We start from the raw sequence: 13,160 nt of genomic DNA on the forward strand, positions 1-13,160 counted from the left end.
GCTAAGGTCGCCAAAACTTGGTGAGGATAAGCACGCATGGCACTCATTACGGCCGCGCTGATTCTGGGTCTGGTGCTGCTATATTTGCTGGCCAGCATCAAGATCGTGCGTCAGGGACATCAATATACGATCGAGCATTTCGGACGCTACACCAGGACTGCGACCCCCGGCTTTAACTTCTACCCGGCATTTTTCTACCGGGTCGGGCGGCGCGTCAATATGATGGAGCAGGTAATCGATATCCCCGGGCAGGAGATCATTACCAAGGACAATGCGATGATCTCCACCGATGGGGTGGTCTTCTTCCAGGTACTCGACGCGGCAAAAGCTGCCTACGAAGTATCCGACCTTTACGTTGCCCTGCTTCAGCTCACCACAACCAACCTGCGCACGGTTATGGGCTCGATGGATCTCGATGAGACCTTGTCCAAGCGCGACGAAATCAATGCGCGCCTGCTTAGCGTCGTGGATCATGCGACCACCCCGTGGGGTGTCAAGATCACGCGAGTCGAGATCAAGGACATTCGGCCACCGGCTGACATCGTGAACGCCATGGGTCGCCAGATGAAGGCCGAGCGCGAAAAGCGCGCGAACATCTTAGAAGCCGAAGGCACGCGCGCGTCTGAGATCCTGCGCGCGGAAGGTCAGAAGCAAGCGCGCATCCTCGAAGCTGAGGGGCGGCGCGAGTCAGCCTACCGGGACGCGGAGGCTCGGGAGCGTGCGGCAGAGGCAGAAGCGAAGGCCAGCCAGGTCGTGTCCGCCGCAATCGAGAGCGGCGGCACGCAGAGCCTGAACTATTTCATCGCGCAGAAATATGTCGAAGCAGTGGGCAAGTTCGCGACCAGCCCCAATGCCAAGACGATCCTCTTCCCGGTGGAAGCGACGCAGTTGATCGGAACCCTCGGCGGTATCGGTGAACTGGCCAAGGCCGCCTTCAGTGATGAAGCACCCGTAAATGCTCCCCGGGCAAAGCCCTCCGTGCCTGCCGTCAGCCGTGAGCCCGCGCAGTGACAAGCGGCGTTTTGACGATGCATCCGTCGATTCTGTGGCTGCTCGTTGCTGTCGTACTCGCGGCTGCCGAACTGGCGGTGCCTGGCGTGTTCCTCGTCTTTCTCGGCGTCGCCGCCGCGATTGTTTCTGCCGCTACCTTTGTTCTCCCGGATCTGCCTATTGCGGCCCAGCTTGGCGCCTTCGCCATGTGGAGCGTGGTGGCCGTCTTGATCGGCCGCCGGTGGTACGAGGAGTATCCGGTGGAAACGAGCGATCCGCTCCTCAACGACCGGGCACGTCGCCTAGTCGGGGAGACGGTGACGGTCGCCAATCCGATCGTCGGCGGGCACGGGCGCGTGCGAGTTGGAGATGGCGAATGGCCCGCCACCGGCCCCGATGCTGCGCTCGGCGCGCGCATGCGGATCATCTCGGTCGATAACGGTATTCTGATCGTGGAGCCGGTCTGACCTAGGCCGAGCTTGCGGAACCACTTGGCTCAGCGCTCAGCGCGGCGGGAGCAAGCCGATGCTTCGGCAGAGCCTCCGGCATTTCGTCACGGATAAAGGCGAGCATCGCCTCGCGAATGTCACAGCGCAGGTCGAACGCGGTCGGCGCATCTTTCGCGGTCGCCAGCACGCGGATCTCGATTGCCTCCGGCTTTGTATCCGTCACTTGGAGCACGAAGGCGCGCCCATCCCAGCGCGGATTGGCGCGGATGATCTCCTCGTACTTCGCGCGAAGCCTTGGCACGTCGGTGGCCGGGTCCAGCCAGAAAAAAGCGCTGCCGAGCAACTTGCTGGTGTTGCGGGTCCAGTTCTGGAACGGCATATCGAGGAAGCGCGACACCGGGACCACCAGGCGGCGCTCGTCCCACAAGGCAACGACCACATAGGTCAGCCGGATCTCCTCCACCTTGCCCCATTCGCCATCGATGATCAGCACGTCGTCGATCCGAATGGGCTCGGTAAACGCCAATTGGATGCCGGCGATCAGGTTCTTCAGCGCCGGCTGAGCCGCAGCACCCACGGCAAGACCAGCAATACCGGCAGAGGCCATCAGGGTGATGCCGACACTCCGGATGCTTGGGATGGACAAGAGCATCAGCGCGATCGTAACCATCGACACGCCAATGATCACGATCCGCCCGAGGATTGCCGTGCGCGTGCGACGGCGGCGCGCGCGAAGATTGTCCTCGACCGCAATATCGTACCGTAACTCGATGGCGCGAATGTATACCTGGACCACCGTGACGACGAGCCATCCGATCAGCCCTGGGACGATGAAGCCCGCCGCAACTTTCCAGAGATCGTCGGCCCACTCCGGCAACACCAGGAAGCGACGCGCGATCGCAAGTGCCAGCGCCACGGCGATCCAGCGCAAAGGTCGCGCCGAGAGCGCCACGGCGGCATCATCGACGGAGTCCGGCGTCCGTGCCGCCACGCGTCGGCCGATCGCCATGGCCACGGCATGCAGCACCAGGGCCAGCACGGCCGCGCCGCCCACGATCGCCAGGTTCGCGATCATGCCGGGTACTTCCCAACTGCCCCAATCCACGGTCATGCCGGCGTAATGACGACCAGCAGCGGTAAGTTCCGCCGCGGTGCACCATCCTTCCGCACATGCGCGCTGGCTGATCCACATCGTGATGCCGCCATTGAGCGCGCTGGCCGTTTGCACTAACGCCGCCGGATGACGGCAACGATCGCGCTCGTCGATGACGACCGCAACATCCTCACCTCCGTGTCGATCGCGCTTCAGGCCGAGGGTTTCCTCACGCGCGTGTACCCCGATGGGGAAACAGCGCTGAAAGCCTTGGTGGACAATCCACCCGATCTGGCGATCTTCGATATCAAGATGCCCAAGATGGATGGGTTGGAGCTGCTACGCCGCGTGCGCGAACGCAGCCAGTTGCCGGTCATCTTCCTCACCAGCAAGGACGATGAGCTGGACGAGGCGCTTGGCCTCGCCATGGGCGCGGACGATTACATCGCGAAACCCTTCAGCCAGCGTCTGCTGATCGCGCGAATCCGCGCTATCCTGCGGCGCGCCGAACTCGCGCAGGCGCCCGATGCTGGAGACGCGGACACGGCATCGGTGATCGAGCGCGGGCGCCTCGCCATGGATCCTGCGCGGCACCGGGTGACGTGGAATGGTGAGCCGGTCACCTTGACCGTCACGGAATTCCTGATCGTGGAAACGCTCGCGCAGCGGCCGGGGATCGTGAAAACACGCAATCAGCTGATGGATGCTGCGTATCAGGACGATATCTACGTCGACGATCGCACCATCGATTCTCATATCAAGCGCGTGCGTCGCAAGTTCCGCCAGGTAGATGCCACGTTCGACGCCATCGAGACCCTGTATGGCGCCGGATACCGCTTCTCAGAGGAGTGACGGCAACGACCTCGCATTGCGTTGGTCGGGTCGTGTTTCGCTCACGCGCCGCATTCTGGCGGTCAATATCTTTGCCCTGCTCCTGCTCGCGGGCGGCTTCTTCTATCTAGATAGCTATCGTGCCCGGATCCTCGACAACCGTACGCAGCAGGCGATGCAGGAAGCGCGGCTGATCGCCGAGGCGCTCGGCGTGGTGCCGCAGGATCGGCGAGAAGCGTTGATCCGGCAGTTGGCGCGCGACACCGCAAGCCGCCTGCGGGTATTCTCGCCGGACGGGGCTCTCGCGGCCGACAGCCGATTGCTGGGGGAGCGCAACTTTCTCCTGCGCGATCCTGACAAGGACGGCCCCGGACAGGGGATCGCGCGCTTCCTCGATGCCGTCATTGACACCGTGGTCGGCGCGAAACGCCCACCCTTGTACCGGGAAAAGGCGAGCGGCCTCGCATGGAACGATGTGCGAGCCGCTCAGGCCGGCTATTCCTCTGCCACGGTCTGGCGGGCCCCCGATCGCACTCCGGTTATCACCGCCGCAGCGCGCATTCCGGGCAGCAGCGCGGCGATCATGACAACGGTGAATGCCCGCGACATCACGCAAACCGTCCGCGTCGAGCGCTTTCGGCTCAGCGTGGTGCTGCTGGTGGTCACGCTCGTGTCCGTGTTCCTATCGCTCTTCCTGGCCCGCACGATCGTGCGACCCTTGCGAAGACTGGCGCGAGCGGCAGTCCGTGTGCGTCTTGGCCGGGCGCGCGAGGTTGTCGTACCCCGCCTGCCGGATCGCGGCGACGAGATTGGCATGTTGGCGCGGGCTCTCTCGGACATGAGCTTGGCCTTGCGCGCGCGGATTGACGCGACCGAGGCCTTTGCGGCCGATGTGACGCATGAGCTGAAGAACCCCCTGGCCTCTCTTCGCTCCGCGGTTGATGGGCTGGGCAGCGTTCGCGACCCGGAACTGCAGGAACGCTTGCTCGCCATCGTGCGGGATGACGTTCACCGGCTCGATCGGCTGATCAGCGACATTTCCGACGCCTCACGCCTCGATGCGCAGCTCAGTCGCGCCAAGTTCGAACCGGTGGATGTGGCGGCGATGCTCCGCGCCATGATCGCGCAGCGTCTGGAACGCGGGATCGAGCGCGACGTGAGGTTGCGGTTCGATGAAGAAGGTCCCGAGGCGCTGTTCATCCTGGGCGAAGGTGCGCGGCTCGAACGCGTGTTCGAAAATCTGATCGACAACGCAGTGTCGTTCTCCCCGGATGCCGGGCTGGTCTCGATCTCAGCGCTGGCAGGCACTGACAAGCTCGAGTTACGCTTCGAGGACGAGGGCCCCGGCGTGCCCGAGGAGGCGCGCGATGCCGTGTTCCGCCGTTTCCACTCCGTCCGGCCCAGCAGCGAGGGGTTCGGGCAGCACTCCGGCCTCGGTCTGGCGATTGCAAGGACGATCGTCGAGGCGCATGGAGGCGCGATCCACGTAGAGTCGCGAGAGGATCGCTTGAGCGGCGCTCGCTTCGTGATCCAATTGCCGCTCGCTGTGCAGAGTTGAGATGACGCAGCAGGGAACGATCCATGCCACAACCGTTGCGATTGACGGTCGCGCGGTCATGCTGCTGGGCCCGTCCGGAAGCGGCAAGTCGGATCTGGCGTTGCGGCTGATCGATCGCGGGGCTGCGTTGGTGTCGGATGATTACACGCGTATTGAGCGGTCGGACGATATGTTGATGGCGAGCGCGCCTTCCACCATCGCGGGCAAGATGGAGGTTCGCCGCCTCGGGATTATCCCGATTGATCACGTAAACGACGTGGCCGTCGCACTGGCTGTGCGACTGCAGCATAATGGCGAACGCATGCCTGAGCGGCAAACGGAGCAGTTCCTCGGCGTGCCCATCCGTATCCTTATCCTTGATCCGCGCCCCGCATCCGCCCCGCTCATCGTCGAGCATGCACTGAGGCACGACTTGCCATGAACGCTCCTTCGGAAATCCTGCTGGTCACCGGAATGTCGGGTGCGGGCAAATCAACGGTGTTGAAGACGCTGGAGGATCTTGGTTGGGAGGTGGTGGACAACCTTCCGCTGAGCCTGCTCGACCGGCTGCTTCACACGGATGCCTCTCCCGGTCGCTCCGGCCTGACGCGGCCGCTGGCGATCGGCATCGGTGCGATGACCCGCGATTTCGATGCCGCTGCCATCGCCTCCCAGATCGATCGGCTGCGCGAGGCAGGACGACAGGAGATCGACACCCTGTTCCTGGATTGCGGCAGCGAAGAACTCGCGCGCCGCTATGACGAGACACGCCGGCGTCACCCGCTTGCGCTCGACCGGCCAGCGCGAGAGGGGATCGCGCAGGAACGCGAGCTGCTTGAGCCGCTGAGACGCTGGGCCCCGCACCTCATCGACACCAGCCATTACAGCAGCGCTGAACTCGCGCAGCAGATCCGGCGCACGTTCGCCCAGCCCGGCCTCAGCGAACCTGCGGTCTCCATCATGTCGTTTGGCTTTTCCCGCGGGTTGCCGACGGACGCGGATCTCGTTTTCGACATGCGCTTCCTGCGCAACCCGCACTGGGTGCCCCATCTTCGTCCCGGCACGGGGAAGGACGCGGCGGTCGCCGCCTATATTGCGGACGATCCCGCCTACGAGGCTGCGGTGAGCCGTATCGAGGACCTGCTGATGCTGCTGCTTCCGCGCTACCGCGCCGAAGGAAAATCATATATAACCATCGCCGTCGGCTGTACCGGTGGGAGACACCGTTCAGTCCACGTCGCAGAACGCATTGCAGCACGGTTGCGCAATGCGGCATTTTCGCCCACGGTCACGCATCGTGATCTCGCGGCAGCGCCGCAAGAACGGCTCGAGGGACGGCCTGACGGGCAATGAACGAATTGACGACGCAAATGATCGGGCTGGTGCTCGTGACGCACGGCCGGCTGGCCGATGAGTTCGTAACGGCGATGGAGCACGTGGTGGGCCCGCAGCAGCAGGTCCTGACGGTTGCCATCGGCCCGGACGACGACATGGAGGCGCGCCGCGCCGACATCCGCGCTGCCATCGCAGAGGTGGATAGCGGCCGCGGTGTGATCGTCCTCACCGATCTGTTCGGCGGCACGCCCTCCAACCTCGCCATTTCGCTCATGGAGCGCGGCAGGATCGAAGTGATTGCCGGCATCAACCTGCCGATGCTCATTCGGCTCGAGTCGGCGCGCCGAAAGATGGGCGTTGCCGCTGCCGTGGCTGCGGCGCGTGAGGCGGGACGCAAATACATATCCGTCGCGTCCGAGGTGCTCGGGGTTGGAGAGGCTGCTGCGTGATCGTAACCCGCAATGTTTTGATCACCAATCGTCGCGGCCTTCACGCCCGCGCCAGCGCCAAGTTCGTGACGCTTGCCACCCAGCAGCCGCTCACCGTGCAAGTTGCCAAGGGCGGATCAACCGTCACGGGCACGTCGATCATGGGCCTGATGATGCTTGGCGCGGCCAAGGGCGATACCATCACGATCAGTGCGCAGGGCGATGGTGCGGCGGCGGTGGTGGACGCGATGTGCGAGCTCGTCGAGGGTAAGTTCGGCGAGGACTGAAGGCTGATCGCGCGATGCCACGCATTGTAACTGCTTATTCCAATCCGTTGGTGAAACGTGTCCAGGCGCTGCGCGATAAGCGGCATCGCCGGGAAGAGGGCATGTTCATCGCCGAGGGCCTGCGCATCCTGACGGAGGCACGCGAGACCGGCCGCCTGCCGCAGGTCCTGTTTTATGCCCAGGCCAGCGCCCATCATCCGCTCGTCCTGGCGCTGGTCAGGGATGTCGAGGCGGCCGGCGGCGAAGCGATCGAGACGACGGAGGCGATCCTCGCCAAACTGTCCGGCAAGGATAACCCGCAGTCCGTGGTCGGCGCCTTCGCCACCTTTGACACCGATCTGACGGCGCTGGATCGCAACGCCAGCCCGATCTGGCTGGTCGCTGAGCGACTGCGCGACCCGGGAAACCTCGGCACCATCCTGCGCACCGGTGATGCCGTCGGTGCCGGCGGCTTAATCCTGATCGGCGACTGCGTTGACCCGTTCTCGACGGAGGCGGTTCGGGCAAGCATGGGCGCGCTGTTCACGGTGCCGCTCGTCAGGGCCAGTTGGAGCGCGTTCCTCCCATGGCTTCGCGCCGGCCCCGGCCAGCTCGTCGGCCTCAGCCTGCGGACGCAAAGCCACTATCGCACCGCGTCTTATGCTGCCCCCACCTTTCTCCTCACCGGTAATGAGGCGCAGGGGCTGCCTGCCGAACTGGAGGCGGAATGCGATCTTCTGGTGAAGATGCCGATGCTGGGTAAGGCTGACAGCCTGAACGCCGCCGTCGCAACGGCGGTGATGGCCTATGAAGTCCTGGCGCACCATGCGCCGGCCGGGAGCGAATAAGATGAGCAACGAACCCAATCTCCCGTACCGCCCCTGCGTCGGCGTGATGCTGCTGAACAAGGAGGGTCAGGTGTTCGTCGGCCAGCGGCTCGATACGACGCTGGAGGCCTGGCAGATGCCGCAAGGTGGCATCGACCCCGGTGAAGCGCCTCTGCAAACCGCCATTCGCGAACTGGAAGAGGAAACCGGGATCGTCGCGGACCTGGTTGAGCTGATCGCGGAAGCACCCGGCGAATTCCGCTATGATCTTCCCCCCGAGCTCGTGGGAAAGGTTTGGGGCGGGAAATACCGCGGTCAGCTGCAGCGTTGGTACCTCTTTCGTTTCCTGGGCCAGGACAGCGACGTACGTATAGAGACGGCGCATCCGGAATTCCGCGCCTGGCGCTGGTCGGATCCGCGGGAGCTGACGACGCTCATCGTTCCCTTCAAGCGCGCGCTTTACGAGGAAGTGCTCGACGCCTTCTCGGCTCATCTCGGCTAAGCCACCGTCCATCCGTGGCTCCTTCACGTCGCCCGCGCGGTTGAGTAGCGCTGGCCCGTGATCTTCGCGCTGCTTCTTGCTTCTTCGGCCCTGGTGAACGACGGCGCAACGGGTTCTGCCGATCAGGTCGAGATTCCGCCGCCGATCCGCGCCATGCTGGACGCCGCCATCGCGTCGGACAACGAAGGCGAAGTCGCCACCATCGTCAAATATGCCCGCGCCGCTGATCCCGCGAGTGGGGACGAGGTGCTTCGCATCGCTGACGCATGGCGAGCGGTGCGCGCAAAGGATCGCGAAACGCGCATCGTCCGCGCCGGCTGGAAGGACCTTTGGACCGGGCGCGCTCAGGTCGGCGGCTTCATCACGACCGGGAATTCCAGCACCGCAGGCGTGACCGGCGTTCTCGATCTCACGCGTGAGGGCCTCGAATGGCGGCACAAGCTGCGCGGCCAGGCGGATTATCAGCGCAGCCTGGGGGTCACGACACGCGAGCATTATCTCGCGGCGTACGAGCCGAACTGGAAAATCGACTCGCGACGTTACGTGTACGGCGCGCTGCAATATGAAAGCGACCGCTTCTTCGGCTATTCGGACCGCTACTCGGCGTCAGCGGGCGCCGGATACAGCGCCGTTCAGACACCGGCGGTAACGCTGAACCTGGAGCTGGGGCCAGCGTTCCGACATACGCAGTTCACCGACGAGACGGTTCAGAGCAGCATCGCCGCGCGCGGCAGTGTCGATCTGGGCCTGAAGCTTTCCCCCGGGCTGTCCGTCACCCAGGATGCGTCCGCTTATCTGCAGCGGTACAATTCCACGGTCAGCAGCACGACCGCCCTGGCCGCAAAGCTGATCGGCCCGCTGTCGGCGCAGGTGAGCTACACCGTCCAATATGAAAGTGAACCGCCGCTCGGCCGCGTGTCCACGGACACGACCAGCCGGGCGTCGCTCGTCTACACTTTCTAAATTCAGGCGCGTAGCTCTGGTCGCTCGCGCGAGCACCCCGCGGCTGCGCCCGACTCGTTCAGCGCAGCGCGCCGGCTAGCAGCTTGTGCAGCTTGGAGTGGAGCCCGTCAGTCGCAGCGAGGAATTCGCTGCGCTCGATCGGCCGATCGCCGCCGCGGAAATCCGTCACGAAGCCGCCGGCTTCCTTGACGAGCAATATGCCGGCCGCGGCATCCCAGATGTTGAGCTTCGATTCCCAATAGCCATCGAAACGGCCCGCGGCGACCCACGCGAGGTCCAGTGCTGCCGACCCGAGCCGCCGAATGCCGGCAACCTGCGGCGCGATCGAGCCGAAGATCCGTGTCCATTCGGCAAAATCGCCATGGCCCATGAACGGGATACCCGTAGCGATCACCGCCTCGCTGAGTTCGCGGCGCGACGACACGCGCAGGCGTTGATCCTGCAGCCACGCGCCCCTGCCCTTCTCGGCCCAGAAGCTCTCGTCGGTCAGCGGTTGGTAGATCAACCCGGTCGTGATCTCCCGCTTGCCGTTCGGCATCGGCTCCTCAACCGCGATCGAAATGGCGAAGTGCGGTATCCCGTGGAGGAAGTTGGTCGTGCCATCCAGCGGATCGATGATGAACCGCGGCTTGGATGGATCGCCGGCGATCTCGCCCTGCTCCTCCATCACAAAGCCCCAGTCCGGCCGCGCCTTGGACAATTCCTCGAACAGGGTCTGTTCGGCGCGCTTGTCGGCCATCGACACGAAGTCAGCCGGCCCCTTGCGGCTCACCTGAAGATGCTGGACTTCGTTGAAGTCCCGCCGCAGCCGCGGCGCCGCTTTGCGCGCAGCACGTTCGATGATCGTGAAGAGACCGGAATGGGAAGGCATTTCAACAACTCCCCCCTCCCGGTGGGGAGGGGTTGGGGGTGGTAATCACTATCCGGGCCTTGCTTGGTCAGCGGATAGTCGATGCCATCGGGCATCTCGCTCCGCCGCCTCCCGGTCCTCCCTTGCGGAAGGAAATCGCGTCAGTCGGCGCGACGAACGTAGGTCTGTTCGTACACGTCAACAACGATGCGGGTTCCGCTTGAAATGTGCGGCGGCACCATCACGCGAACGCCATTGTCGAGGATTGCCGGCTTGTAGCTTGAGGAGGCGGTCTGCCCCTTCACCACGGCATCGGCCTCGACGATCGTTGCTTCAATCGTGTCCGGCAACTGAACGCTGATGGCTTCTTCTTCGTGAAGCTCCATCACCACGTCCATGCCGTCCTGCAGGAAGGCCGCTGCATCGCCGAGCAGGTCGCGCGGCAAGGTCACCTGATCATAGGTTTCCTTGTCCATGAACACGAGGGACTCGCCTTCTGCGAACAGGAACTGGAAGTCCTTGGTGTCGAGCCGCACACGCTCCACCGTTTCCGCCGAGCGGAAGCGCACGTTGTTCTTGCGGCCATCGCGCAGGTTCTTCAGCTCCACCTGCATATAAGCGCCGCCCTTGCCGGGCTGGGTATGCTGGATCTTCACGGCACGCCAGATGCCGCCTTCATATTCGATAATGTTACCCGGACGGATATCGACGCCGCTGATCTTCATGACTTTTATGCCCATTCTCCGTTCGGGCTGAGCGTGTCGAATGCCCGCTCTCCTTGTGAAGAGAGTGGCCCTTTGCAAATGTACGAAGCGTACAGGCAGTGCAGGGCAGGCTTCGACCAGCTCAGGGCAAACGGCAGTGTTGAACTGGAAGGGAGCCGCCCTAACGAACCTTGTGCTTTCCGGCAAGCAGTGGGTACGGGTTAACCGGCGTTCCCTGATGCCAGCGATCACTCGGCGCCATCTGGCTCATGCCAAAGTGAAGGTGCGTGTTCCCGGCCCCGGCATTCCCGGTGTCGCCGACATAGCCGAGCAGCGTGCCACGATTGACGGCCATTCCTTCGCGAATGCCCGGCGCGTAACCGGCGAGATGCGCGTAATAATGGCTCCAGCGCCGATCTAACGAGCGCACGTATAAGGTCAGCCCCCCGTCCCGGCTGTTGAACAGCTTCTCCACCCGTCCTGGCCCAGCGGCGACCACCGGCGTGTTGGCCGGCGCGATGATGTCGATCGCCTGGTGGCGCCGCGTGCCCCCGCCGCGCGCCTCTCCCCACGTATTCAGCAGCTTGTCGGCGGCAACCCCGGCGACCGGCACGGTAAGCCCCGCGCTGTTAGTCTCAAACGCCGGCGGTCGTACCGCCTGGCGCTTCTCCAGGACCTTGGGCGTGTCCGACGGGCCGAAGGACAGCATCGAGCCGAGGGCGATCATCCCCAGCACGATGAGCGCCAGGATGAAGGCACCGAGCCTGGTCATCGATTATCCTCGCAGGGGCATCGGCAAGGTCCGCCCAAGATGACCGTGATCAAGCCGCGCGAACGCGATGTCATCGCCGGCCCTCCACAGTGACCAACGCTCTTCCCAAACGGCTTGGCATCATTAGGCACAAGGCGCGGGAGCTGTCAGCGCAGCACCTCTTCAAACGCGCGAATCGCCTGTGCCTCATCGCCGTTCCAAACGGCCGCCGAGGCCGCGATAAAATCCGCACCCGCGGCGATCAGTGGAGCGGCGTTCGCGGGCGTGATGCCGCCGATGGCGACGCTAGGCAGCTCGAAAAGCGTCGACCACCATGAAAGGATGACCGGCTCTGGGTGATGCTTCACCTCCTTGGTGGTCGTCGGATAGAAGCTGCCGAACGCCACATAGTCAGCGCCGGCCTCCCCCGCCTCCATCGCAAGGTGGCGGCTGTCATGGCACGTGACACCGATCTGAACATCGGGGCCGAGCATCGCCCTCGCCTCGCGCGCGTCGCCGTCCTCTTGGCCCAGATGGACGCCGTCTGCCCCTAGTCGCTTCGCCAGCGAGGCACTGTCGTTGACGATGAAGGCGACGTCTCGCGCCGCGCAGATCTGCTGCAATGGCTCAGCAAGGCGCGCCGCCTCATGCTGGTTCACGTTCTTCACTCTGAATTGAAAAGCTGCCACCGGCCCCGCATCCAGCGCCCGCGCCAGCCGGTCAGGGAAGTTGCCACCCACCTCTAAAGGCGAGATCAGGTAAAGCTGGCAGGGCGGGCGTCGGTCGTCGCGACGGAATGCTACCGCGAATTGCGGGTCGAGTGGGCCTAGGGGATCATCGATCATGATCCCTGCCTAGCCGCCACCTGCACCGGACGGAAGCATGAGAAGGCCCTTTCCGGGCAACCAATGCTTCGACGCAAACGTTACCCCGGTGACATGCTGAACCAGGAGTAGGTGGTTCATGACCGTAAAACCAATAATCTTCGCTGTTGCCCTGGGTGCTTTCGCCGCCGCCTGTTCGACGCAGCCGTCGGGCGTGTCACGCAGCGCCCATGCACCCACCCAGCCCGCACACGTTGCAGCCCTTCCGACGCCAGCGCCGGTCGATCGCCTCGCCGCGATGGCTGCCACCGCAATCAATCCACGGCTGGCTGGTGCCGAGATGCTGGGATCGCGCACCATCGCGGGCAATGTCGCTGCTGCGCCCAATCTGCGCACATTGGTGTCCGCCTTGCGGGCAAGTGACGCGGGCCAGTCGCTGAGCGCCGCAGGGCCAGTGACGGTGTTCGCCCCCAGCGACGAGGCGTTCGCGCGGATGTCGCCGGGCGTCGTGAACGAATTGCTTCAGCCCGCGAACCGCGCGACGTTGAACAAGCTGGTGAACTATCATGTCGTGCCCGGCACGATCACGCTTGATCAGCTGCGCAGCCGTATCGATAAAAGCGGCGGCGTGGCCCAGTTGACGACCGTCGATGGCACCTTGCTCCTTGCGAGAAAGGAAGGCGAGGCGGTCGCTTTGACCGACACCCATGGCAACAAGAGCTACGTCGAAACGCCCGATGTGCAGCAGGCCGACGGCGTCTTCCACGTCATCAATGGCGTGATGGTACCGCGGCTTGCATGAGATCGTGG

At 64.1% G+C, this 13,160-nt stretch carries 17 protein-coding genes; 12 read left to right on the forward strand and 5 right to left on the reverse strand.

Annotation, left to right across the window (positions count from 1 at the left end; all coding sequences use genetic code 11):
• Positions 1–36 precede the first annotated feature (36 nt).
• Both SPMU_RS05385 and SPMU_RS05390 read left to right on the forward strand, forming a co-directional pair.
• A complete protein-coding gene (locus SPMU_RS05385; RefSeq protein ID WP_088332583.1) occupies positions 37–1,011 on the forward strand; it encodes an SPFH domain-containing protein in 975 nt (324 codons plus the stop codon).
• A gap of 17 nt (positions 1,012–1,028) precedes the next feature.
• Positions 1,029–1,457, forward strand: coding sequence for an NfeD family protein (locus SPMU_RS05390; RefSeq protein ID WP_088332585.1), 429 nt, complete (start codon positions 1,029–1,031; stop codon positions 1,455–1,457).
• A gap of 1 nt (position 1,458) precedes the next feature.
• Here the strand turns inward: SPMU_RS05390 and SPMU_RS05395 are convergent, their stop codons facing one another.
• The gene (locus tag SPMU_RS05395; RefSeq protein WP_245832768.1) at positions 1,459–2,667 is read right to left on the reverse strand and encodes a mechanosensitive ion channel family protein; all 1,209 of its coding nucleotides are present in this window, start codon (positions 2,665–2,667) and stop codon (positions 1,459–1,461) included.
• A gap of 12 nt (positions 2,668–2,679) precedes the next feature.
• Here SPMU_RS05395 and SPMU_RS05400 point away from each other — a divergent pair, with 12 nt between their 5' ends.
• Genes SPMU_RS05400 through SPMU_RS05440 form a run of 9 tightly spaced genes read left to right on the forward strand, consistent with a single transcriptional unit; the run spans position 2,680 to position 9,221 of the window.
• Positions 2,680–3,384 (forward strand): response regulator transcription factor, encoded by a 705-nt coding sequence (locus SPMU_RS05400; RefSeq protein ID WP_088332587.1) that lies wholly within the window; start codon positions 2,680–2,682, stop codon positions 3,382–3,384.
• A complete protein-coding gene (locus SPMU_RS05405) occupies positions 3,353–4,921 on the forward strand; it encodes a sensor histidine kinase (RefSeq protein WP_088332589.1) in 1,569 nt (522 codons plus the stop codon). Before SPMU_RS05400 ends, SPMU_RS05405 begins: the two co-directional genes overlap by 32 nt.
• 1 nt (position 4,922) lies before the next feature.
• Positions 4,923–5,342 carry an HPr kinase/phosphorylase gene (locus SPMU_RS05410; RefSeq protein WP_088332591.1) on the forward strand — a complete coding sequence of 140 codons (420 nt, stop codon included), beginning with the start codon at positions 4,923–4,925 and terminating at the stop codon, positions 5,340–5,342.
• Positions 5,339–6,253 carry an RNase adapter RapZ gene (rapZ, locus tag SPMU_RS05415; protein WP_088332593.1) on the forward strand — a complete coding sequence of 305 codons (915 nt, stop codon included), beginning with the start codon at positions 5,339–5,341 and terminating at the stop codon, positions 6,251–6,253. Before SPMU_RS05410 ends, rapZ begins: the two co-directional genes overlap by 4 nt.
• A 17-nt stretch (positions 6,254–6,270) precedes the next feature.
• Positions 6,271–6,684 (forward strand): PTS sugar transporter subunit IIA, encoded by a 414-nt coding sequence (locus SPMU_RS05420; RefSeq protein ID WP_088333190.1) that lies wholly within the window; start codon positions 6,271–6,273, stop codon positions 6,682–6,684.
• Entirely contained in the window at positions 6,681–6,950 is a 270-nt protein-coding gene (locus SPMU_RS05425; protein WP_088332595.1) for an HPr family phosphocarrier protein, read from the forward strand. The genes SPMU_RS05420 and SPMU_RS05425 overlap by 4 nt, the downstream gene beginning before the upstream one ends.
• A 14-nt stretch (positions 6,951–6,964) precedes the next feature.
• Positions 6,965–7,777 carry a TrmH family RNA methyltransferase gene (locus tag SPMU_RS05430; protein ID WP_088332597.1) on the forward strand — a complete coding sequence of 271 codons (813 nt, stop codon included), beginning with the start codon at positions 6,965–6,967 and terminating at the stop codon, positions 7,775–7,777.
• Between the two features lies 1 nt (position 7,778).
• The gene (locus tag SPMU_RS05435; RefSeq protein ID WP_088332599.1) at positions 7,779–8,258 is read left to right on the forward strand and encodes an RNA pyrophosphohydrolase; all 480 of its coding nucleotides are present in this window, start codon (positions 7,779–7,781) and stop codon (positions 8,256–8,258) included.
• A 57-nt stretch (positions 8,259–8,315) separates the two neighbouring features.
• Positions 8,316–9,221 carry a DUF481 domain-containing protein gene (locus SPMU_RS05440; RefSeq protein WP_245832770.1) on the forward strand — a complete coding sequence of 302 codons (906 nt, stop codon included), beginning with the start codon at positions 8,316–8,318 and terminating at the stop codon, positions 9,219–9,221.
• Between the two features lie 58 nt (positions 9,222–9,279).
• Here SPMU_RS05440 and SPMU_RS05445 read toward each other — a convergent pair whose 3' ends face one another.
• The 4 genes from SPMU_RS05445 to thiE all read right to left on the reverse strand — a co-directional run bounded on the left by SPMU_RS05445 (position 9,280) and on the right by thiE (position 12,371).
• Positions 9,280–10,092: an inositol monophosphatase family protein gene (locus SPMU_RS05445; protein ID WP_088332601.1), complete on the reverse strand. Its 813-nt coding sequence runs from the start codon at positions 10,090–10,092 to the stop codon at positions 9,280–9,282.
• A 140-nt stretch (positions 10,093–10,232) separates the two neighbouring features.
• Positions 10,233–10,796, reverse strand: a complete 564-nt coding sequence (gene efp / locus SPMU_RS05450; protein ID WP_088333192.1) for an elongation factor P — start codon at positions 10,794–10,796, stop codon at positions 10,233–10,235.
• 160 nt (positions 10,797–10,956) lie between these two features.
• Positions 10,957–11,547: a M23 family metallopeptidase gene (locus tag SPMU_RS05455; protein WP_088332603.1), complete on the reverse strand. Its 591-nt coding sequence runs from the start codon at positions 11,545–11,547 to the stop codon at positions 10,957–10,959.
• Positions 11,548–11,693: 146 nt separating this feature from the next.
• Positions 11,694–12,371: a thiamine phosphate synthase gene (gene thiE, locus SPMU_RS05460; protein WP_211275711.1), complete on the reverse strand. Its 678-nt coding sequence runs from the start codon at positions 12,369–12,371 to the stop codon at positions 11,694–11,696.
• Between the two features lie 118 nt (positions 12,372–12,489).
• On the opposite strand from thiE, the gene SPMU_RS05465 reads away from it, so the two are divergent.
• The gene (locus SPMU_RS05465) at positions 12,490–13,152 is read left to right on the forward strand and encodes a fasciclin domain-containing protein (protein ID WP_088332608.1); all 663 of its coding nucleotides are present in this window, start codon (positions 12,490–12,492) and stop codon (positions 13,150–13,152) included.
• Positions 13,153–13,160: the final 8 nt, after the last annotated feature.

Source organism: Sphingomonas mucosissima (assembly GCF_002197665.1).
Lineage (GTDB): Bacteria > Pseudomonadota > Alphaproteobacteria > Sphingomonadales > Sphingomonadaceae > Sphingomonas > Sphingomonas mucosissima.